This window comes from Spirosoma flavus (genome assembly GCF_054778555.1).
Genome location: NZ_BAAGZL010000010.1, coordinates 47,903 through 69,303 on the forward strand (window position 1 = coordinate 47,903; position 21,401 = coordinate 69,303).

General features: G+C 47.7%; 18 protein-coding genes. 9 read left to right on the plus strand and 9 right to left on the minus strand.

Features of this window, described 5'->3' with window-relative positions; translation table 11 throughout:
* Positions 1 to 214 precede the first annotated feature (214 nt).
* From ACYVF1_RS30960 to ACYVF1_RS30970, 3 genes are all read right to left on the minus strand, one after another.
* On the minus strand, positions 215 to 580 hold the full coding sequence (locus tag ACYVF1_RS30960; protein ID WP_461086377.1) for a sulfatase-like hydrolase/transferase: 366 nt from the start codon (positions 578 to 580) through the stop codon (positions 215 to 217).
* The gene (locus ACYVF1_RS30965) at positions 577 to 2,289 is read right to left on the minus strand and encodes a GMC oxidoreductase (RefSeq protein ID WP_461086379.1); all 1,713 of its coding nucleotides are present in this window, start codon (positions 2,287 to 2,289) and stop codon (positions 577 to 579) included. The genes ACYVF1_RS30960 and ACYVF1_RS30965 overlap by 4 nt, the downstream gene beginning before the upstream one ends.
* Before the next feature lie 209 nt (positions 2,290 to 2,498).
* The gene (locus tag ACYVF1_RS30970) at positions 2,499 to 2,858 is read right to left on the minus strand and encodes a MerR family transcriptional regulator (RefSeq protein ID WP_461086381.1); all 360 of its coding nucleotides are present in this window, start codon (positions 2,856 to 2,858) and stop codon (positions 2,499 to 2,501) included.
* 142 nt (positions 2,859 to 3,000) lie between these two features.
* On the opposite strand from ACYVF1_RS30970, the gene alaS reads away from it, so the two are divergent.
* The 8 genes from alaS (at position 3,001) to ACYVF1_RS31010 (ending at position 14,496) form a co-directional block, all read left to right on the plus strand.
* Positions 3,001 to 5,679 (plus strand): alanine--tRNA ligase, encoded by a 2,679-nt coding sequence (gene alaS, locus ACYVF1_RS30975; RefSeq protein ID WP_461086383.1) that lies wholly within the window; start codon positions 3,001 to 3,003, stop codon positions 5,677 to 5,679.
* 166 nt (positions 5,680 to 5,845) lie between these two features.
* Positions 5,846 to 7,270 carry an amidohydrolase family protein gene (locus ACYVF1_RS30980; protein WP_461086385.1) on the plus strand — a complete coding sequence of 475 codons (1,425 nt, stop codon included), beginning with the start codon at positions 5,846 to 5,848 and terminating at the stop codon, positions 7,268 to 7,270.
* Positions 7,267 to 8,127 (plus strand): glutamate racemase, encoded by an 861-nt coding sequence (murI, locus tag ACYVF1_RS30985; RefSeq protein ID WP_461086387.1) that lies wholly within the window; start codon positions 7,267 to 7,269, stop codon positions 8,125 to 8,127. The genes ACYVF1_RS30980 and murI overlap by 4 nt, the downstream gene beginning before the upstream one ends.
* Before the next feature lie 182 nt (positions 8,128 to 8,309).
* Complete coding sequence (locus ACYVF1_RS30990; RefSeq protein ID WP_461086389.1) at positions 8,310 to 8,972, plus strand: RNA polymerase sigma-70 factor; 663 nt, start codon at positions 8,310 to 8,312, stop codon at positions 8,970 to 8,972.
* On the plus strand, positions 8,973 to 10,025 hold the full coding sequence (locus ACYVF1_RS30995) for a FecR family protein (protein ID WP_461086391.1): 1,053 nt from the start codon (positions 8,973 to 8,975) through the stop codon (positions 10,023 to 10,025).
* A gap of 57 nt (positions 10,026 to 10,082) precedes the next feature.
* Positions 10,083 to 11,924, plus strand: coding sequence for an STN and carboxypeptidase regulatory-like domain-containing protein (locus ACYVF1_RS31000; RefSeq protein WP_461086393.1), 1,842 nt, complete (start codon positions 10,083 to 10,085; stop codon positions 11,922 to 11,924).
* Positions 11,925 to 12,026: 102 nt separating this feature from the next.
* The gene (locus ACYVF1_RS31005) at positions 12,027 to 12,740 is read left to right on the plus strand and encodes a GIN domain-containing protein (RefSeq protein WP_461086395.1); all 714 of its coding nucleotides are present in this window, start codon (positions 12,027 to 12,029) and stop codon (positions 12,738 to 12,740) included.
* A gap of 124 nt (positions 12,741 to 12,864) precedes the next feature.
* Positions 12,865 to 14,496, plus strand: coding sequence for an ABC-F family ATP-binding cassette domain-containing protein (locus ACYVF1_RS31010; RefSeq protein ID WP_461086397.1), 1,632 nt, complete (start codon positions 12,865 to 12,867; stop codon positions 14,494 to 14,496).
* Between the two features lie 97 nt (positions 14,497 to 14,593).
* Here ACYVF1_RS31010 and glgX read toward each other — a convergent pair whose 3' ends face one another.
* The 5 genes from glgX to ACYVF1_RS31035 all read right to left on the minus strand — a co-directional run bounded on the left by glgX (position 14,594) and on the right by ACYVF1_RS31035 (position 18,892).
* Positions 14,594 to 16,723 (minus strand): glycogen debranching protein GlgX, encoded by a 2,130-nt coding sequence (gene glgX / locus ACYVF1_RS31015; RefSeq protein ID WP_461086399.1) that lies wholly within the window; start codon positions 16,721 to 16,723, stop codon positions 14,594 to 14,596.
* A 228-nt stretch (positions 16,724 to 16,951) separates the two neighbouring features.
* A complete protein-coding gene (locus tag ACYVF1_RS31020) occupies positions 16,952 to 17,407 on the minus strand; it encodes a ferritin-like domain-containing protein (protein ID WP_461086401.1) in 456 nt (151 codons plus the stop codon).
* A 143-nt stretch (positions 17,408 to 17,550) separates the two neighbouring features.
* Positions 17,551 to 17,898 (minus strand): DUF3140 domain-containing protein, encoded by a 348-nt coding sequence (locus ACYVF1_RS31025; protein ID WP_461086403.1) that lies wholly within the window; start codon positions 17,896 to 17,898, stop codon positions 17,551 to 17,553.
* Between the two features lie 7 nt (positions 17,899 to 17,905).
* Positions 17,906 to 18,118: a hypervirulence associated TUDOR domain-containing protein gene (locus ACYVF1_RS31030; RefSeq protein WP_461086405.1), complete on the minus strand. Its 213-nt coding sequence runs from the start codon at positions 18,116 to 18,118 to the stop codon at positions 17,906 to 17,908.
* A gap of 69 nt (positions 18,119 to 18,187) precedes the next feature.
* Complete coding sequence (locus ACYVF1_RS31035; RefSeq protein ID WP_461086407.1) at positions 18,188 to 18,892, minus strand: OmpA family protein; 705 nt, start codon at positions 18,890 to 18,892, stop codon at positions 18,188 to 18,190.
* 438 nt (positions 18,893 to 19,330) lie between these two features.
* Here ACYVF1_RS31035 and ACYVF1_RS31040 point away from each other — a divergent pair, with 438 nt between their 5' ends.
* Positions 19,331 to 20,518 (plus strand): alpha/beta hydrolase family protein, encoded by a 1,188-nt coding sequence (locus ACYVF1_RS31040; RefSeq protein WP_461086409.1) that lies wholly within the window; start codon positions 19,331 to 19,333, stop codon positions 20,516 to 20,518.
* Between the two features lie 353 nt (positions 20,519 to 20,871).
* Here ACYVF1_RS31040 and ACYVF1_RS31045 read toward each other — a convergent pair whose 3' ends face one another.
* Complete coding sequence (locus tag ACYVF1_RS31045) at positions 20,872 to 21,357, minus strand: hypothetical protein (protein ID WP_461086411.1); 486 nt, start codon at positions 21,355 to 21,357, stop codon at positions 20,872 to 20,874.
* Between the last annotated feature and the right edge of the window lie 44 nt (positions 21,358 to 21,401).

A 21,401-nucleotide genomic window follows, 5' to 3' on the forward strand; every position in this document is an offset into this window, starting at 1 on the left:
ACGGGTTTCGCCCAGGTCATTACGTAGATTGAATAACTCCAGAGCATTCGTTTCATAATGCTCAACCAATTTCCAATCGCCCAGTCGAATAGCGCCCGCCGGACGGCCAAGCTGGTTGCTGAAGTGCGGGTAATGCCAGAAAATAGCGCCCCGATCGAAGTTGGTTTCCGGATTTGTTAGTAGCGGACGAAAGCTCTATCCGTCGGGTGCTACGTTATGAGCTTGGCCCAGCACATCGAGAAGGGTAGGGGTATAATCTGTATTGATGAGTTACCTGTTGCAGGTTTTGTTTTGAGGAAAATGCCTTGGCCAGGGCATAATCAGAGGGATTCGAAGAAGAGCAGACCGGACTGGCCGTATAGGCTTGCGTAAATCGAATCCCCCGCCGAGCCAGCGAATCGAGGTAGGGTGTACGATGGCGTTTATGGCCATAATAACTCAGATCAGTATAACCCAGGTCGTCGGCTACAATTAGCACAATGTTGGGCCTGGTTGCTGGAAGGTTCGGTTTTGTTTGTGCTAGTACGTTACCCGCAAATACCAGCCAAAAAACGAGGCAAAGCGGATAGGCTTGCCTCATAAATTCTGTTTTTTCAACTCGCTCACGGCAAAATCAGCGGCTCTCGCCGTGAGGGCCATAAATGTGAGCGACGGATTCTGGCAGGCCACCGACGCAAACGAAGCTCCGTCTGTAACAAATACATTCTTAGCGCCCCAAACCTGGTTATGTGCGTTAAGAATCGATGTTTTCGGATCGCGACCCATACGAGCACCACCCGTTTCGTGAACGGCCAGACCAGGTACCGAGTGATTGTTATACGTAGTAATATTTTTCAGACCGGCCGCTTCAAGCATTTCAGCGGCATCGTTCATCATGTCTTTCTGCATGAGGTGCTCGTTTTCGCGGAATTTTACGTCGAATGTCAATGTCGGTAACCCCCATTTGTCGAGTCGTTCCCGATTGAGAGTCACCTTGTTATCCTCATAGGGCAAACACTCCGCGAAACCCATAATCCCCATATTCCAGGGGCCAGGTTGACCCGCTTTTTCTTTTAGATCGGCGCCAAATCCAGCTTCGGCAATGAGCCGCTGCCAACCCGAACGCGACGCACCACCCTGATAGCCAAAACCTCGCAGATACTCACGCTTGTCGTTACCGATGTTGCGGTAACGGGGAATATAAATGCCATTGGCCCGGCGTCCGTAGTAATATTTATCGTCGAAACCCATTCCATCGGCCTGCGCATTGGCACCCGCCTGAAAATGATGATCCATGATGTATTTACCCAACGTACCACTATCGTTCCCGAATCCATTTGGAAAACGGTTCGAGACGGAGTTCATCAAAATAAAATTCGTAGCCATCGCCGATGCATTCAGGAAGATAATTCGGGCGTAGTACTCCGTCGTTTGATGCGTTTTGGAATCGATAACCCGAACGCCTAGGGCGCGTTTTGTTTTCTCATCGTACAAAACTTCCGAAACGATGCTATCTGGCCTGACGGTAAGGCGATTGGTTTTTCTAGCGGCTGGCAACGTTGCCGATAACGTACTGAAATACCCGCCGTAGGGACATCCTTGCGCACACTTGTTCCGGTACTGACACGGAGCCCGACCAACGGACGTATGCACTGGATTTACTTTCGATAAATTGGCCGTACGGCCAATGGTGAGTACACGATTCATCTTGGTTTTCAATTGATTGCGAACGTGTTGCTCTACGCAATTTAAATCCATAGGCGGCAAAAACTCACCATCGGGCAACTGCGCCAGGCCTTCTTTGGCGCCCGAAATTCCCGCAAAACGCTCGACATAGCTGTACCAAGGGGCTAGATCTTTATAACGTATCGGCCAGTCGGTACCGAAACCATCGCGAGCGTTGGATTCAAAATCCATCTCACTAAATCGGTAGCTCTGACGCCCCCACATAATAGACTTACCGCCCAGTACGTCAGGACGATACCAGGCAAACGGATGAATTTCTTTATAAGGCGCGTTCCGATCATCGAAAGAAAATTCACCGCCCTGTTCATTGTACGGCCGAACCCGGAAATCGACAGGGTCCTTATCTGTTGGCAGAATGTTACGTCCCCGGTGAGGAAATTCCCAGGGCGCTTTCATAGTGGTGGTATAACCTGTAATGTGCTGAAGATCACGGCCCCTTTCGAGCATAAGTACACGAAGACCTTTTTCAGTAAGTTCTTTAGCGGCCCAGCCACCACTAACGCCCGATCCAACCACAATGGCGTCGAAGGTATTAGTAGCCTGAGCTTTCAGATTTAGGTTCATAAGGGTAAGGAGTAGGATGTTCTGATACGTACCCCTAAAAGGCTGAAATAGCCGATTTTACCTATCTGAAATCGTAGTGAAACTGAGCAACTAACAGGAAACAAACTGACGCTACGTTCTCTAGAGAGAAGTAGTTAAAAGCGGTTCGCGTCAGCCTACATTAACTCCTACTAAAACAGGAAAGCTTGGGGTGGTAAACTGTAAATAACTTATTCAGATTCATCCCCGGAATCCTCTTGGGGCTTGTCGAGGTCGGCGCGCATTTGCTCCAGAAACGATTTGATTTTCTGGAGTTTGCCAACGTAGCGGGCGGCTTCTTGACGACGGGCGTCGCGTTGTTTCAGAAATTCGCGGGCACCCGGAAGCGTGAATTTCTGGCGGTCGATTAAATCCAGAATTTCGGTTAGATGATCGATGTCGGCTTGTGTGTAGACCCGGTCACCGGCGCGATTTTTTTTGGGCTGGAACGTAGGAAATTCTTTTTCGTAATACCGAAGCTTAGACGCATTGATGCCGAATTTCTCGGCAACTTCTTTAATCCCGTAATACAGTTTACCCGAACCTTCCATAGTACAAACTTCCCTAGCTTCGGCCAAACCTGCAAGTTTTCACGTAATTTTGCAAGACTAGTTAGTAGTCGATAGTCATTAGTCGTTAGTTAAAGCGTTTTATGACTATCGGCTGACAGCTAATGACTAACGACTGAAAAAAATGACTTCTTCCGAAATTCGTCGGCATTTTCTCGACTTCTTCCGCTCCAAACAACACCTGATTGTGCCTTCGGCTCCGCTCGTTGCCAAAAACGACCCGACGCTGATGTTCAACAACTCAGGGATGGCGCAGTTTAAAGATTTTTTTCTGGGCAATGGCACGCCCCCGGCCAAGCGCGTGGCCGATACGCAGAAATGCCTGCGTGTGTCGGGTAAACACAACGACCTCGAAGACGTGGGTTTTGATACGTATCACCACACCATGTTCGAAATGCTCGGCAACTGGTCGTTTGGCGATTATTTCAAAAAAGAAGCGCTGCACTGGTCGTGGGAACTGCTGACGGAGGTTTATAAATTGCCCAAAGACCGGATTTACGTATCGGTATTCAAAGGCGACGAAAAAGACAACGTACCGTTCGATCAGGAATCCTGGGATCTCTGGAAAGAAATCATTGGCGATGAATCGCGGATTATTCTCGGGAATAAAAAGGATAATTTCTGGGAAATGGGCGATACGGGTCCATGCGGTCCCTGCTCCGAAATCCATATCGATTTGCGTTCGGCGGAAGACGTAGCGCAGAAACCCGGCAAGGAACTCGTCAACGCCGATCACCCGCAGGTTGTCGAAATCTGGAACAACGTATTTATGCAGTTCAACCGGAAGGCCGATGGCTCGCTGGAGGAACTCCCTGCTCGTCACGTCGATACGGGCATGGGTTTCGAGCGGTTGTGCATGGCCATTCAGGGCAAACAATCGAACTACGACACCGACGTTTTTTCGGGAACGATTCACGTAATCGAAGAGCTTTCGGGCAAAAAATATACCGGCAGCATGGCCGATGCGTCGGACCGTTCAGCAGACGTAGCCATGCGCGTAATTGCCGACCACATCCGGGCCGTATCGTTCGCCATTGCCGATGGACTGGTGCCGAGCAACGCCAAAGCTGGCTACGTGATCCGCCGGATTCTGCGTCGGGCTATTCGCTACGGGTATTCGTACCTCGGCCTAACCGATCCGTTCATGACCAAACTCGTGCCTACTTTGGCCATGCAGTTTGCCGACGTATTCCCCGAACTGAACGCCCAACGCGATTTTGTGGCTACGGTGATTCGGGAAGAAGAAATTGCCTTCCTGCGCACGCTGGGTTCTGGCTTAGGTCGTCTCGATCAGATCATCGGTCAGTTGGCAACGGATGGTAAAAAAGAAATTCCTGGCGAAACGGTTTTTGAACTCAATGATACGTTCGGCTTCCCGGCTGACTTAACGGCTTTGATTGCTCGTGAAAAAGGCTTGAGCATTGACGAAACTGGTTTCCAGAAAGCGCTTCAGGAACAAAAAGCTCGCTCGCGGAAAGATGCTGCTGCTTCGGCTGGCGACTGGATTGAACTGGCTGAGTTAGATAATAAAGTCGAGTTCGTTGGCTACGATCAGCCTGAATCGTATGCCCAAATTGTAAAGTATCGGAAGATTCAGAACAAACAGGGGACGCAGGTGCAGGTAGTGCTTGATAAAACGCCTTTCTATGCTGAATCAGGCGGTCAGATTGGTGATACGGGCGTACTTGAATTGTTTAACGGCTCTGACCAAATCGGTACGTTGACCGTTCTGGATACCAGAAAAGAAAACGACCTGAGCATTCACATCGTGCAGGACGTAACGGGTATTGACGATTTGCTAACGGAAGCCGATAAAGTATACGCGGTCATCAATACGTCGCGTCGTGGCCTGATTGCCAGCAACCACTCGGCTACACACCTGCTGCACTCGGCGCTACGTGACGTACTGGGCACACACGTAGCACAGAAAGGCTCGTACGTTGGTCCCGATGCGCTACGTTTCGACTTCTCGCATTTCAGCAAAGTGACCGACGAGCAACTGGCCGAAGTGGAACGTATCGTCAACGAGAAAATTCGGGAAGACATCAAACTCGATGAGAAACGTAACGTACCAATCGAAGAGGCTAAAGCGTTAGGTGCAACAGCTCTGTTCGGTGAAAAATACGGCGATTTTGTCCGCGTCATTACGTTCGACCCGAACTATTCGGTTGAACTCTGTGGCGGAACGCACGTACCGGCAACGGGGCATATTGGGCTGTTCAAATTTACGGGCGAAGGTTCCGTCTCGACGGGTGTTCGTCGGGTTGAGGCCAAAACGTCGGCTGGTGCAGAAGCGTTGGTGAATGAGCAAATGGCCGTTGTGAGCGAATTGAAAGAGTTGCTCAAAGCGCCAAAGGACGTAGTGAAAGCCGTACAAGCCTTGCTGGAAGAACGTAGCGCGTTGCAGAAACAGGTTGAAGCGCTTCAGAACGAGAAAGTTCAGCAACTGAAAAACCAGCTTCTAGCGAAAGTCGAAACCGTAAACGGGCATTCGCGTCTGGTTGAGCGCGTAGACGTACCGACAGCCGATGCACTTAAGCAATTGGCTTACGACCTGAAAGCCAAAGTCGATAATCTGGCTGTAGTGCTGGGGGCCGATATCAACGGTAAACCCCAACTAGCGGTCATGTTGCCCGATTCGTTGATTCAGAGCAAAAACCTGAACGCTGGACAGGTAGTGAAAGAGCTCGCCAAAAATATAAAAGGCGGTGGCGGTGGACAACCTTTCTTCGCTACGGCAGGTGGCTCTGATTCATCAGGTCTGGACGCGGCTCTGGCGCAGGGGAAAGAGTTGCTAGGGTAATAAACGATTTGTCTGGGCCAAGCTCAAGCCTGGCCCGTGATTTTGGGCCCGACAGGCTCCGGCTGTCAGATTTGCCGGATGGTTTATAGTTAGTCGCATTAGCGACTCCAACAGCCGGCGCCTGTCGGGGCCACCTAAAACTCGCCCGGTCTAAAGCAGACGTATCATGCGACCAGTTTTTGCTTGCTTTCTTCTTTCAGTTTTGATTCATGCGGCCTATGCGCAAAAGCAGTCAGTTGACGTATTGATTAAATCGGGTAATCTGATCGACGTTCGTTCAGGTAAAATCCTGACAAACAAACTGATCGCAACACGTGGGAAGACCATTATCGGGGTGTACGATGCGTCGCAGGAGAAAAATTTTCAGGCGAAAACGGTGGTAGATGCTTCGGGGAAATACATCATTCCGGGGCTGTGGGACATGCACGTTCATTTCGGCGGGGGCGATACATTGATTGAAGAAAATAAAAATCTGCTGCTGCTCTACATTGCCCACGGTATAACGGCCATTCGCGATGCCGCTGCCGATCTGAGTCCATCGGTTTTGACGTGGCGAAAACAAATCGCTGATGGCGAATTGGCTGGTCCCACACTCTTTACGTCGGGTCCGAAACTGGAAGGGTATAAGTCGAGTTGGGTCGGTGATATTGAGGTTAGTACACCCGCCGAGGTTGACAGAATGCTTGATTCACTGCAAAAGATCAAGGTTGACTTTGTGAAGATTACCGACAATACCATCAAGCCTGATACGTATCTCTATATTTTGCAGGAGGCCAAAAAACGGGGTATGAAAACGTCAGGGCACGTACCGTATTCGCTCACGATGGACGAGGTTTCGGCGGCAGGATTGGGGTCGGTTGAGCACATGAGTTACGTACTGAAAGCCGGTTCATCCCGCGATAAAGAGGTGGCTGGGAAAATCAGATCAGGTACGCTGACCAATCGCGTAGCAACACCTATCATTATGCAGAGTTTCGACGAACCCACGGCGATTGCCGTTTACCAGCGTATGGCGAAAAACGGTACGTTCGTTGTGCCCACGCTCAGCATCAGCCGGACGGTTGCTTATCTCGATCAGGAAAATCACCAGAACGATACGTATCTGCAATACATTGGTCAGGGTTTGAAAAATACATACGCCTGGCGCGTGAATCGGGCGGCTCAGGATAAGCCCGACGCCATTGCCGAACGACACGCGGTTTATGAAAAATCGAGTTCATTATTACCGTTACTTCATAAAGCTGGTGTAACCATTATGGCCGGAACCGATGCCGGTTTTCTGAATTCCTTCGTATATCCGGGGCTGGGCCTGCACCATGAACTTGAGTTGTTCGTTAAATCAGGTCTTACACCTTTGCAAGCCTTACAATCGGCTATTTTGCCGGGGCCGACGTTTCTGAAAAAAGAAGCGTTGTTTGGTGATATAGCCGCTGGTAAAAGCGCTGATATCCTACTGCTTACTAAAAATCCATTGCAGGATATTCGGGCTACGCAGGCAATTAATACTGTTATTTTACGCGGTACGGTTTACGACCGAAAGGCGCTGGATGCAATGCTGGATGACGCAAAAAAGACCGCAAGTAAAAAATGAGCGATACAGTTGCACAGCCCATCGGCGTTTTTGATTCGGGCTATGGTGGCCTAACAGTGCTACGTGAAATTGTCCGAAAACTTCCGCAATACGACTACATTTATTTAGGCGATAACGCCCGAACGCCTTACGGTACACGCTCGTTCGATACGGTTTACCATTACACCCTCGAATGCGTTCAGCATTTATTCGACCGGGGCTGCCGGTTGGTAATTCTGGCCTGTAATACGGCTTCGGCGAAAGCGTTACGTAACATTCAGCAACTCGATTTACCGAAACTTTTCCCCGGCCAGACCGACGCCCGGATTGATGGTCCTAGTCGACGCGTTTTAGGTGTGATACGTCCTACGGCGGAAGTCATTGGGCATTATTCGCAGACTAAACAGGTGGGGGTGCTGGCCACGAAAGGAACCGTTACGTCCGAATCCTATCTTGTTGAGATTGAGAAAGCTTTTCCAGAGGTAAAGGTCTTTCAGGAAGCTTGCCCGATGTGGGTGCCGCTGGTCGAAAATGGCGAGTACGATCACCCCGGAGCCGATTATTTTGTGAAGCAGCACATCGACCACTTAATGGCGCAATCACCCAGCATAGATACATTACTGCTGGCCTGCACGCATTACCCATTACTGATCGACAAAATTCAGCAGGTGGCTCCAGCCGATATAACCATCTTAAGTCAGGGACGTATCGTGGCCGACAGCCTGGCCGACTACCTGCAACGTCACCCCGAATTAGAAACGGAGTGCAGTAAAAACGGTCAGCGCATCTTCCTGACCACCGATTCTACCGAAACCTTTGACCGGCAGGCGACCATATTCTACGGTGAAACGGTTCGATCGCAGCATCTAACGTTGTAGAAAGGCCCCAACAGGCTCCGGCTGTCGGAGTTGCCGGATGGGTTGTAACTACCCAATCAGTCGCTAACGCGACTCCGACGGCCAGAGCCTGTCGGGGCCTAATCAACAATAAATTTTCACAGCCGTAGGGGTAAAGCAATCCTGAATTGTCATCCAGTTGAGCAAGCGGATGTTCGGCGAAAATGATAGCTTTGCAACCTCCTTCCACCTATACTATTCAACTCGTGCCCCCAACCGAGCAGGACGTCATTGAGGCTATCCGGGCAGGTAGCGAACGCGACTTCGAAGCTGTATTCCGACAATATTATGCGTCGTTATGCCGCTATGCGCGTCAATTGCTGCCCGATGCCGACGATGCTGAAGAAGAAGTGCAGGCTATGTTTCTGGCGCTTTGGGAGAAACGTAACGGATTGATAATTAGCGTTTCGCTGAAGTCATATCTGTTCAGGGCTGTACATAATCGCTGCCTGAATCGACTGAAACATGCCGCCGTTCGCAACGAACACCGGGAATATGTCGAATATAGAGGTGAAGCTATCGCCGATTCACCCGTGGAGGAATTAATGGGCGATGAGTTGGCGAATCAATTGCAGCGGGCCATTCAGAAATTGCCTGAGCAATGCAGGCTGGCCTTCACACTCAGTCGGTTTGAGGAGTTGAAATATGGTGAAATAGCGGAGCGATTAGGAATTTCAATAAAAACCGTTGAGAATCAGATTGGAAAAGCATTACGTATTTTACGTACCGAATTAAGCGACTACCTGCCGATTGTATTACTAATGAGTCGTGTAGAATGGCTGATGGACAATGTGTCCTGGTTGTTACCCCTATTCTTCATTAATTAAATGGCTGACCAACAACCCATTGACGATGCCTTGCTGGGCAAGTTTCTGGCGGGCGAAACCGACCCAGTCGAATCGGCGCGGGTACGGGAGTGGCTTATCAGTCAAAAAGCTGGTTTGCAGGAGCCTACGCATGATGACTTTGACAAATTCGAACGTATCTGGCAAGCGTCGCGCGCTACTGCCAAACCGGTTGATACGGATGCCGCATGGAACAAAGTGCGCCATAAAATGAATGAAAGTGTTCGGTTAGATGAGTCTGGACCCCTGATCAAACCGCTTTCTGTTTCCCGAAAGGAAAAGTCGGTAAACTGGCGTGAAACAGCGGTTCGGATTGCTGCCGTATTTGTCCTGGTTATGAGTCTGGGCTGGTTAGTCTACCGGCTTCGCTACATGAGTCAGCGATACCCGGCTGAACAAATAAGCATGCTGGTAGCAGCTGACAAGCGGGTCCGCAAAACGTTGCCGGATGGAACACAAATTATACTTAATCGACAGTCTACGCTACGGTATCCAACCGCTTTTACGGGCGACACACGCGAGGTGACGCTCACGGGCGAAGCCTTTTTCGACGTAACACCTGATGCCGAGCATCCGTTTCGAATAAGGGCGCAATCGACTGTAGTGCAGGTACTTGGTACATCGTTTAACGTACGGGCATACGACGCCAACGTGAACGTAGCGGTCAAAACAGGTAAAGTGCGCTTCTCTGGTCCGCGAAAATCGGTGCTGTTGACGCCCAATCAGCAGGCTACGTTCGACCCTAAAACCGATACGTTACGTAAGACTTTGTCGGTGTCGCCCAATACGTTTGCCTACAAAACGGGTCAACTGGTTTTTGATAATGAGCCGCTGCGGAACGTAGTACAAACGATAAATCAGTTCTACAACGCCGATGTGCGACTGGCCAATGCGAACCTCGGCAACTGCCTCCTGAAAACCCGTTTCGACAATATGCCGCTGGAAGATGTACTGAACGTAACGGCCGAAACGCTCACGTTACGTGTTCGTTATCAGGGTAAACAGATTATTTTAGAGGGCGATGGGTGCCAGTAAATAGGGGGAACGTAGCAGATGGATGTCATCTGTAAAAACCATCTGGAAATCACATTCATGCGCTCTTTAATTGGTTTACTATTTGTTTTGCTGAGTTTGAGTCTACAAGCTCAGTCAGTCCCGCCCCTCGACCGGATTATTTCGGTAGATATCCGAAACGAGAAAATGGAAAGTGCGCTTCGGCAGATTAGCCAGGCGGGCCGTTTTGAATTTTCGTATAATCCGGCACGTATCAATGGCGCTACATTGGTGACTCTTCGGTTGGTGAACACCCCGGTTCGGGAAGTGCTCAACCGATTATTTCAACGCCAGATAATGGTCAAGTCGCGGGGCAATCACATTATTCTGGTCCGGGGGGATGTAACCGACGAAACGCCCAAAAATTTCCTGGTAGACGGCTACATCCTCGATGAAAAAACGGGTCAACGTATCGCGCAGGCCAGTATTTTCGAGAAAACAACTCTCGCGTCAACCGTCAGCAATCCGTTTGGCTATTATCGACTTCGACTACCGACCGGCCCGCCCTCGCTACGTCTGGATGTTCGCAAACAGGATTATTTGGGCGAAACCGTCATTATTCGCTCACGGACCCCGCATTCGGTCAGCATTCGTATGCGACCTCAGCCAATTTCGCTGTCGGTAGTAGAGCCGTTGCCTGTCCGAATCACCGAAGACTCTACCCAGGCTACTGAATCTTCGTTATCTACTGTGCCCGTTGAAACACCGTTGCCCATGGTGGATACAACCGTTAAACCAGCAAAATCGGTTGTTGATCAGGGAATGGCAGGTGTTACGAAACTGCTTGTGTCGGCGCAACAGGCCATACATGACATAAACCTGAATCGCGATACACTTTACCGCAACTGGCAAGTATCGTTTCTTCCCACTATCGGGACAAATTTGCGCCTGAGCGGACGTATCAGTAACAAGTTTTCGGTAAATGCGCTGGCTGGTTACTCATTTGGTGTACGCGCATTTGAGCTCGGTGGGCTGGTTAATATCGTTCGAACAAATGTACAGGGGTTTCAGGCCGCTGGTCTGGCGAACGTAGTGGGCGGAAAAGTAACTGGGGTTCAGTTTGGTGGCTTAGTCAATCATACGAATCAGTCGGTACGTGGCGTTCAGGCCGCCGGTTTGATCAATACCGTCATCGACTCGGTTAAAGGTTTGCAAATGGCGGGCCTAATCAATTTCGCTCGTAGTGATGTTCAGGGAGCGCAGGTGGCTGGTTTGTTGAATATTTCCACGAAATCAGTACGTGGTGTACAGGTAGCTGGATTGATTAACTATGCCCATCAGGACGTAGCGGGCTGGCAGATTGCCGGTATCCTGAACCGCGCCCGAACCGTTACAAAAGGTAGCCAGATTGGCTTAATCAACGTAGCAGATTCACTGGGGGGCGTTCCCATCGGTTTGATTAGCTATGTCCGAAAAGGCGGTTTCCTGCGAATAGAAGCCGGCACCGACGAACTAAATTTGCTGAATGTGACGCTACGTACCGGCGTTCGTCGACTATACAATATTTTGACAGCGGGCTATAGTTTCGAACGGGAAGGAAGCCCCCGTATGACGGCGGGCTACGGCCTTGGTACTGCTTTTGGCCTGTCGCCCAGAACGTTGCTGAGTCTGGAAGGAACGTATCATCACCATTTTTACTTCGATCGGCCAACTGAAGAGTGGAATAATCAACTGCGTTTCAGTACGTTGGTCGAAACCAAACTCACGTCGCACGTAGCACTGGCGTTTGGGCCGTCGGTTAACTGGTATTTCACGCAGGATGAGTATTTGAGTCCATTTTTAAAGCCATCTATTCCTATCGTTTCTGAACGTAGCGATGTGAATGGTAATCGCTATTGGGGCTGGATCGGTTTTCAGGTTGGAATACGTTACGGTAAATAAGAAAAAGTGTTGGTGGGCGTAGGGGGGAACCGATTGGTAGGTGTCATTGGTGTAAACAGCGTAGCGTTCGCTACGCTCAAACCATAAACAACACCTACAAAAATGACACACGCACGTATTTTCTGCCTTGGTCTGATTGCTTTTCTGTTTACCCTTGCGGGTTGCTCGCTCAAACGCGAAGATGTTGGACCTTATCAGCCTGATGATCAATCCTATGCATTCACCAACTTTGATCGACTCGATATGGGCAGTGCCTTTGGTATTACCGTACGACAGGGTACTACGTTCGGCATTACCGCCGAGGGCGACCGACGTAACCTGGACGATCTGGATGTTTACGTTCGGGGTGGAACGTTGCATGCACAGTATCGCAATTCCCGAAACCGTAAATACCAGACAAACTTTACGATCACCATGCCCACGTTGCGCGGTGTAGAGTTTTCGGGAGCTGCACACGCAACAGTAACCGGATTTGCGGGTCTGGAAAACCTGGACGTTAGGTTATCTGGTGCATCGGAAAGTCAATTTACCGTACAGGCAGCACAAATAAATATCGACTTATCAGGTGCGTCGACGCTACGGATAACAGGAAGCGGCAAAGGGGTGTCGGCTGAGTTATCTGGCGCGTCGTCATTGCAGGGATTTGGGTATCCGGCTAGTAGCGGGAACATTAATGCCAGTGGAGCCAGTAAAGCCAATGTGAACGTAACGGATAATCTGGTTATTGACGCTAGTGGGGCCAGTAAGGTTCGGTATATGGGTGCTCCAAAGATAAGCCAGCGGACAAGCGGAGCCAGTACAGTTGAAAGAGAGTAGCTGCAGACTAAATTAAGTTGGGTAAAGCCTTTGACTTTACAGCTCTATAACGGAATAACACATCAAAGGCTTTCCCGCTAAAATTTCGTATCTTTGTGGTTCATTCTGAACGAAAAAGCAAGATATGGTATCGGTTCAAAACGTCTCTCTCCGCTATGGAAAGCGGGTGCTTTTTGATGACGTTAATATAAAATTTACCCCCGGCAACTGTTATGGCGTCATTGGCGCGAACGGAGCGGGCAAATCTACATTTCTTAAAATTTTATCGGGAGAAATTGAGCCGCAGACCGGTAGTGTGAATATTACACCCGGCGAGCGTATGTCGGTCCTGAAACAGAATCAGTCGGCCTATGACGAATTTCCTGTATTGCAGACGGTCATCATGGGTAACCAGCGGCTGTATGATATCTCTCAGGAAAAAGACGAACTCTACGCTAAAACTGACTTTACTGACGCCGATGGCGAACGGGCAGCCGAACTGGAAGCCGAATTTGCCGAAATGAATGGCTGGGATGCTGAGTCCGATGCGGCTGCGCTATTATCGGGATTGGGCATTAAAGAAAATATGCACTATGCGCAGATGGCCGACCTTAATGGTTCGGAGAAAGTTCGGGTGCTGTTGGCGCAGGCGCTGTTCGGAAACCCTGATATTCTGTTACTTGATGAGCCGACGAACAATCTCGACGTGGAATCGAGTATCTGGCTCGAAAACTTCCTGGCCAATTTCGACAATACCGTTATTGTGGTGTCACACGACCGGCACTTCCTCGATCAGGTTTGTACGCAGATTGTCGATATTGATTTTAGTAAAGTGAAGCTGTTTGCTGGTAACTACTCGTTCTGGTACGAATCGAGTCAGTTGGCGCTGAAACAACGGCAGGATCAGAACAAGAAAACCGAAGACAAACGCAAAGAACTTGAGGAGTTTATTCGGCGTTTCTCGGCCAACGCGTCGAAGTCGAAACAGGCTACCAGCCGTGCTAAGTTGCTTGAAAAACTCACCATTGATGATATTCAGCCGTCGTCGCGGAAGTATCCTTACGTCAATTTCAAGCCCGAGCGCGAACCCGGTGACCAGATTCTGACGGTCGAAAATCTGTCCTATACGGCCGAAGATGGTACAAAGCTGTTCGAAAACCTGTCGTTTACGGTGAATCGGAAAGATAAGATTTTCCTGTACAGTCGTGATGGACTTGCCGTTTCTGCCCTGATGGATATTTTGGCTGGTGAGCGGAAAGCCGATTCTGGTACGTTCAAGTGGGGCATCACCATTACAATGTCGTACTTCCCAACAGATGCCGAGAAAGACAAATTCTTTCAGGCCGATCTGAGTTTGGTTGATTGGCTACGTCAATATTCGACCGAAAAAGACGAAAGTTTCATTCGGGGGTTTCTGGGCCGGATGCTGTTTTCGGGCGAAGAATCGCTCAAGAAAGCGACTGTGTTGAGTGGGGGCGAAAAAGTGCGTTGTATGCTCTCGAAAATGATGCTGTCGGGTGCGAACGTATTGATGCTCGATGAACCCACCAACCACCTCGATCTTGAATCTATCGAATCGCTTAACAATGGGCTGATTGACTTCAAAGGTCCGATTCTTTTTACGTCGCACGACCACCAGTTTGTGCAAACCATTGCCAGCCGAATTATCGAAATAACCCCGGCGGGCATCCTGGACAAATTGATGACTTACGACGAATTTATTTCCGACGAACGGGTGAAAGCTCAGCGCGAAGAGCTGTACGAAGCAGTGGCGTAGCAGAATATGGGCCTGGCTTGGGCTTAGCCCATACAAAAAAAGGGTAGCCAGGAATTTCCTGGCTACCCTTTTTTTGTATGGGCTACATTGCTAAACACTACGGTAAGCGTAGCAGAACGGACGAACGGGCTGCTACGTTGAAGATTTTGCCGCCCGGCACTTCTGCCTGGTCTGGGTTTACCTGTCCGGTAGACGTATCAATTACAACCTTCCAGGTCGATTTTTTTCTGGCGATTTTGGGCAACAAAAACGGAACATCTTCCCAGTAGGCGTTCAGAATCCAGAGCAATTGTTCATCGCCAATATCCTGACCGTCTTCGGTTTGTTCATCCACGCGCATGCCATCGATAAAGAGAGCTAAACAATGGGTATGCGGATTTTCGAGGTCGTGGGCGGTCATTTCACCGCCATCGGGGAGCAGATAAGCAATCTGTTCGGTACCAAAGAAGCGACGGCGACTCAAAATCGGAATGTCACGACGTAGCGCAGTCAACTGACTGGTAAATTCAAACAAGGCTTGCTCGCGCTCGTTCCAGTGCCAGTTCATCCAGCTGATTTCGCTGTCCTGATTATAGCCGTTGTTATTGCCGCCCTGTGTTCGACCGTATTCGTCGCCCATTACGATCATAGGTGTACCCTGGCTGAGTAGCATCGTCGACAGGAAATTCCGCTTTTGGCGTTCGCGCAGGTCGATAATAGCCGGGTCGTCGGTAGGGCCCTCTGCACCACAATTCCAGCTAAGGTTATCGTTGGAGCCGTCGCGGTTATCTTCGCCATTGGCTTCATTATGTTTGTCGTTATAGCTTACTAAATCATTGAGCGTGAAGCCATCATGCGCAGTAATCAGGTTAATACTGTTGGCCGGCGAACGACCATCGCTGGCGTAAAGATCGGGGCTTCCCAACAGACGTAGCGCTGTTTCGTTTGCTTTGCCTTCGTCGCCTTTCCAGAACGAACGTAGCGTATCGCGGTATTTGCCGTTCCACTCCGACCAGCCAACCGGAAAACCACCCACGTGGTAGGAATGAATATCCCAAGGCTCAGCAATGAGTTTCACTTTTGTTAGAATAGGGTCCTGCGAAATTGTATCCAGGAAAGACGAAACACGCCCAACTTCCTCATCGGTACGTATCAGTGCCGAAGCTAAATCAAAACGGAAGCCATCCACGTGCATATCCGTTACCCAATACCGCAGACTGTCCATCACAAGTTGCAATACACGGGGATGGCTCAGGTTGAACGTATTGCCCGTGCCCGTATAATCCATGTAATATTCGGGATTATCACCTACCTGATGGTAATAAATTCGATTGTCGATACCCTTGAACGAAAGTGTAGGTCCGAGTTGGTTACCTTCAGCAGTGTGGTTATATACTACGTCAAGAATCACCTCAATGCCAGCTTTATGCAGATTTTTGACCATCTGCTTAAATTCAGTAACCTGCTCACCGTTCATGCCCGACGACGAATATGTATTCTGCGGGGCAAAAAAACCAATGCTGTTATAACCCCAATAGCTTTCGTCGGTGAACTGATGAACCGGCAGAAGTTCAACAGCGGTGATTCCTAATTTTTTCAGGTAATCAATGCTTTCAGGCGTACCAATGGCTGCGTAGGTGCCTTTAATACGTTTGTCGATGGTAGGGTGGAGGTGCGAAAACCCTTTGACGTGCATCTCATAAATCACAGAACGATGAAGTGGTACGTCCGGAGCGGCATCATCGTCCCAATCGAACGACGTATCGACGACAACACTTTTGGGCATGCTCGGCCCACTGTCTTCCTGATTCATGGTCAGGTATTCGCGTGCGCCTTCCTCGTCTGTTGTTGGTTCATGCCGGTCGTATCCCAGCCAGGCATCATTATGGTTTACCGGAGCGTTGATAGCGCGGGCGTAGGGGTCGAGAAGCACTTTATTCGGATTGAAAAAGTGACCATTCTGTGGTTCGTAAGGGCCATCTATCCGGTAGCCATATAGTTGCCCAGGTTGCACACCTTCAAGGTAGATATGCCACACAAAATCAGTACGTTCGGTAATTGGGTACTGCGCAATTTGCTGACCTGGTTTAGTAGGGTCGAAAAGACACAGCGAAACACCGCTGGCATTCTCACTAAATAACGCAAAGTTGACACCCTCGCCGTCATACGTAGCGCCGAGCGGGTATGGTTTTCCTTGTTTGGTCTGGATAGATCGGGGAGATAGCGTTGTGTTAGATGGTTTACTCATTGTATATTAATGTATTAAGTCAATTGTCAGTAATAATAATAGCTTACTTATTCAGGATTGGGGAATAACTATCAGAGAGTTAGAACTCAATTGTAATTGCCCACGCCTGACCGAGAATGTCTATTAATACCATTACTATAAATCAATTTTGAAGCGTATTGTTTTTGACTGCATAGCAACAAAAAAGCCTGCCCCCAGAGGAGACAGGCTTTCCAATCCCACCATTCACTACACTACCAAGGCCAGACGGGCCATTGTTGAATTGGCCGTATCAATGCTTTGCTTATGTCTCAGCAAGAGTTCGCGGGTGCTGGCGCTAAGATCTGTTTCCTGTAATACGCTGTTGTAAGTATTCAGGGCTTCTTTATCACCTCGGTGGCATTCCTGGACGGTTGCTTTATCATCGTCGCTTGTAAAAGCAGTTTTGATAGAAATCCAGGCTCTGTGTAGGTCGGCAGTGATGCTTGTGTGTTCGTTGGGTTCGCCCCCCAACGTTCTTATTTCGCGGTCTAGTTCCTGGGCAAACTCAGCTCGTTGAGCCGATTGAGTCAGAAACAAGCTTTTCAACTCACTATCTTCCACACTTTCGGCTGCTTTTTCATAGCCTTCTTTAGCGTCCTGACTAATTGTGAGTAGGCGGTTGAGTTGATCGAGGATTTCGCCCCGTGTTTCTTTCACATTCATAACGTTACTTTTTAAGAGAATGCAGAACAAATAATTAGTAATGCTTCAATAGCTTTTATCTGTTTTCAGATAGATAACTATTCAATTTACATTATGTATTAATTATTGTTCATTTAATTAAGCGTTGAGTAAACCAGAAAGTTTTATTTCGTAGGGTCGTGACCCCAATTTTTTAAGGAATAGGCCCAGTTAGAGCCCGCCACGTGGTCTGGTCGTTGAGCACTGTGTCGTTTAACGTAGCTAATTACTTTCTCCATATGAGCGTAATCGTCGTTCTTTAGCTCTTGAACTTTCTTTTTTAGTATAGCGATAATATGCTTGCCTGATTTGTGTCCAATCGACTCACTATCATCGCCTTTTCGCTGACCTACTGATTTCGACTCTTCTGAACTAAGCCATTTTTCGAGCTGTGTGGCCGACATATTTACCACCTTCGTGAATTCGTCGCGAATCGCTTTTTTCTCTTTCTCGTCAATCACTGCCGTTGCCATAAGGTTGTCATTTTTTAGTGACCTCACTAGCCGATTTCACAACTTTCTTGTCACCTTGTTTAAGAACCAGAGCTGGCTCCTTTTCCGAGCCTTTGCGTTTAACCGTAGCTCCCTGAACTTTGCGCGTGATGGTAGTCGGATGTACTTCAGCTACTGTTCCTTCTCCCTTACCTCGCCCATAGTTCCACTCCACTTTGTCGCCCTTCTTTACCGTAGCCATTTTTATTCAGTCTTATTAAGTGAAGCAACCTGTTGTGGACACATAGTGTTTTCAACAGGTTGCAAAAAATTAGTCTCCTAGCTTACCATCTTTAGCGTCGCGTTTCATTTTTTCATTGGCAAAAATGGCAATGTCGACACGACGATTTTTCCGGCGACCAGCTTCTGTTGCATTATCCGCAACTGGCTGAGCTTCACCGTATCCTTTTTCATCAACCCGAGAAGCTTTAATGCCTTGTGTTTCTAAAAATTCAGCTACTGAATTTGCTCGTTTTCTAGATAATTCGAGATTGTGTGCTTCAGAACCTGTAGCATCGGCGTGGCCTTCAATTCGAATATCTGTGTCTTTTTCTTTATTGAGTGTAGATGCAAAATCAGTCAACTGCTTGCGGGTTTCAGACTTCAGTGCGTACGAATCTACGTCAAACAAAATATCGGAACCGAGCGAAACTTTAATACCCTCGCCAACTCGTTCGACCTGAGCATCGGGCATCTGACGTTTCATTTCTTCAGCTCGTTTGTCCATCCGGCGACCAATAACAGCTCCGGCGGCTCCACCAACACTGGCTCCCAAAATGGCACCCAGCGCCGTTTTACCTTTCGATTTGCCAAGCATACCGCCGATTACGGCTCCACCACTGGCACCGACTATTGCACCTTTTTCTGTTTTATTAAGTCCGCGCTTTTGTGCAGATACGTCATGGCCAAACAAAAGACCACCCGCAACAAGTGTTGCTAAGGTCTTCGTTCCGACTGATTTCATAATACGATTCATAGTTTTGTGAATGTTTGGTATTGCTTCACTACGTCCAAACCTTATACCAGATTAGAACAGTTCGAGTAAATCTTCGCATGATAAATAATGTAAAAGACTGATTTTCAGTAGAATAACTATCGGCTATAATATTGAATCAGAACTAATATACTAGAGGTAGTGGAAGTAGTCTGATAGAGTAAGCGGGAAAGTAGATACCAATTCTGTGGAAGCTGTTCCACAGAATTGGTGTTAAGTGTTTAACTTTTATCTATATAAAGGTAAACACTTAGTAGAGACCATGTAATTCGCGCTGATTGTTGAGCTTATAAAATATTTCCTTCTTTAAGTTATTGATAATCAATAGATTGAATGAGTCATTTTCATCTGATTTCAATAAACGAAAAGAGTATATAAAGCGTTATTACTATACCAATCTTATGGATAAATCACTAAAGGATGTTGACACTTAAATCAATCATAGCTTTCTTTTTCATCACCGTTACGTTGTTTGTCGGGCCTACAGGTTGTAAGAGCTTAGGTGAAACTGAGACTGTTGCGCCAATACGTACCCTAGTTAATAGCACACTTATTGGTGAATATTCGGCCAGTCAGCTAAAAGCCCGCTACGCTGGTGCTTATTCTTTTTTGCAGGTTTTTATTCGAAATGGCATCAAAGTATACCGGCTAGAGTACACAACAACGGATGCGGCTGGCAAATCTATTAAAGCTTCAGGTGCGATTCTGGTGCCCGACGCAACTACTCCCATGTCGATGATCAGTACACAGCATGGGACAATCCAGAGTGAAAATGATGCACCTTCAAATTATAAATCTGGAAGTGAAGCTTATCTATTTGGATCGGTCTTTGCCTCGCAGGGGTACATTATTGTGGCTCCGGATTATATTGGGTACGGTGCTTCGAAGGATGTTCCGCATACCTATATTGTTCGTGATGGTCTGGCAACTGCGTCGCTCGATATGTTACGGGCTGCCCGTAATTTTCTGACCGATACTAATACCAACTGGAACAATCGATTGTACATTACTGGCTATTCGGAAGGTGGGTACGCGACGATGGCGTTGCAGAAAAAAATTGAAGAGGAAACTCAGAGTGAATTCAATCTGGTGGCATCGAGTTGTGGGGCCGGTCCATACGATATGCCCGCATTTATGCGTCAGATTCTGAACGAAACTACCAGTTCATACAATAATCAGCTTTATATGTGGGTTTTGCTGACCTACGATCGTATGTATGGCCTAAACCGACCGATGACGTATTATTTTAAAGAGCCATATGCTTCCCAGGTGGCTGCGTCGGGAAAAGATGCACGTATCAATGTTAGTTTGAACCTCGCCTTTACGGATGCATTTAAACAAGCTATAAATCAGGGTACCGACAAAGAGTTCCTGGCGGCTGTACAGGACAACGACATTCATGACTGGAAACCCCGTACGCCCACCCAATTGTATCATGGCGACGCTGATGACACTGTGCCATTTCTGAACTCGAAAAATACCTACGACGCCATGCAGAAAAGGGGGGCTACTAACGTAAAACTGATACCGATGAAAGGGGCCAACCATGGTTCGGGACTGCTTGAGTATGTTACTGGTACGTATGCTTTCTTTGGTTCGATACAATAAGAAGATCATAAACTTCTTTATTCGTACGACTATATACAAAAAGAAGCTATTGAAAATTTCAATAGCTTCTTTTTGTATAAACTAGATTAGATAATAGATCAGTCACGGTTTTTTCTTTTTCGTTGCCACCATTTTTTCTTCTGTTTTACAATTATTACTTCAACTATAAATGTATTATCGACGTGTAATAAAATCTGGTTTTTATATATTGGTAAATCCCCGCGTTTAAATATATACTCTTGGGTAATATATCCGACATAGCTAACTGTAAACGTCATTATATCAGATAATAAATCCTCACGAATGTTTAAAGTGAATAGACCATTTTTGTCTGTATTTGTGCCGTAGTTTTTCTAAAGCAGAAAAACCATGACGCCAGCAAGTGGTTCATTAGTTTCAGCATCCAGAATTTTTCCCGAAATAGAAGTCTTTGAACTGTCATCAAGCGATATTCGATCGGTATTTATATCATTTTTTACGTTCAATGCCAACTTGTTACGTTCGATTTTGCTGTTTATAACAAGTGGGCTCTGGGCTTCTGTTTGTTCCTGAAAAGAAAAGAATGCAAGCCCGGTCATAAGCCTGTATAGCTTCAAATTTAATCTTGAGCGTTTTTTTTGCTTAATCAATCTATTTATTTGTGTTGCCTCTAACCGCCCGCAAATTCTGCTGTTCTGATTTTGAAGTATACTTATAATTTCTTCATCAGTTAGATTTGTAAAGTCGATAACGTTTTTTGCGCAGATTGAACAATATTTTCCTTGTTCTGAGGGAGTCATAGAATTCCAGCTTGTTGTACAAGGATTATTGATTTTTAGTGTAAATTCCTTGGATTTCATAAGCCAATATTTTTTAACCTCCTGATAACTACAAACGCTCTCTA

What these genes read in the sequence shown, in the direction of transcription:
- ACYVF1_RS30960 (WP_461086377.1), bottom strand. Translation starts at nt 580, where the DNA reads ATGAGGCAAGCCTATCCGCTTTGCCTCGTTTTTTGGCTGGTATTTGCG.
- ACYVF1_RS30965 (WP_461086379.1), bottom strand. Translation starts at nt 2,289, where the DNA reads ATGAACCTAAATCTGAAAGCTCAGGCTACTAATACCTTCGACGCCATT.
- ACYVF1_RS30970 (WP_461086381.1), bottom strand. Translation starts at nt 2,858, where the DNA reads ATGGAAGGTTCGGGTAAACTGTATTACGGGATTAAAGAAGTTGCCGAG.
- alaS (WP_461086383.1), top strand. Translation starts at nt 3,001, where the DNA reads ATGACTTCTTCCGAAATTCGTCGGCATTTTCTCGACTTCTTCCGCTCC.
- ACYVF1_RS30980 (WP_461086385.1), top strand. Translation starts at nt 5,846, where the DNA reads ATGCGACCAGTTTTTGCTTGCTTTCTTCTTTCAGTTTTGATTCATGCG.
- murI (WP_461086387.1), top strand. Translation starts at nt 7,267, where the DNA reads ATGAGCGATACAGTTGCACAGCCCATCGGCGTTTTTGATTCGGGCTAT.
- ACYVF1_RS30990 (WP_461086389.1), top strand. Translation starts at nt 8,310, where the DNA reads ATGATAGCTTTGCAACCTCCTTCCACCTATACTATTCAACTCGTGCCC.
- ACYVF1_RS30995 (WP_461086391.1), top strand. Translation starts at nt 8,973, where the DNA reads ATGGCTGACCAACAACCCATTGACGATGCCTTGCTGGGCAAGTTTCTG.
- ACYVF1_RS31000 (WP_461086393.1), top strand. Translation starts at nt 10,083, where the DNA reads ATGCGCTCTTTAATTGGTTTACTATTTGTTTTGCTGAGTTTGAGTCTA.
- ACYVF1_RS31005 (WP_461086395.1), top strand. Translation starts at nt 12,027, where the DNA reads ATGACACACGCACGTATTTTCTGCCTTGGTCTGATTGCTTTTCTGTTT.
- ACYVF1_RS31010 (WP_461086397.1), top strand. Translation starts at nt 12,865, where the DNA reads ATGGTATCGGTTCAAAACGTCTCTCTCCGCTATGGAAAGCGGGTGCTT.
- glgX (WP_461086399.1), bottom strand. Translation starts at nt 16,723, where the DNA reads ATGAGTAAACCATCTAACACAACGCTATCTCCCCGATCTATCCAGACC.
- ACYVF1_RS31020 (WP_461086401.1), bottom strand. Translation starts at nt 17,407, where the DNA reads ATGAATGTGAAAGAAACACGGGGCGAAATCCTCGATCAACTCAACCGC.
- ACYVF1_RS31025 (WP_461086403.1), bottom strand. Translation starts at nt 17,898, where the DNA reads ATGGCAACGGCAGTGATTGACGAGAAAGAGAAAAAAGCGATTCGCGAC.
- ACYVF1_RS31030 (WP_461086405.1), bottom strand. Translation starts at nt 18,118, where the DNA reads ATGGCTACGGTAAAGAAGGGCGACAAAGTGGAGTGGAACTATGGGCGA.
- ACYVF1_RS31035 (WP_461086407.1), bottom strand. Translation starts at nt 18,892, where the DNA reads ATGAATCGTATTATGAAATCAGTCGGAACGAAGACCTTAGCAACACTT.
- ACYVF1_RS31040 (WP_461086409.1), top strand. Translation starts at nt 19,331, where the DNA reads ATGTTGACACTTAAATCAATCATAGCTTTCTTTTTCATCACCGTTACG.
- ACYVF1_RS31045 (WP_461086411.1), bottom strand. Translation starts at nt 21,357, where the DNA reads ATGAAATCCAAGGAATTTACACTAAAAATCAATAATCCTTGTACAACA.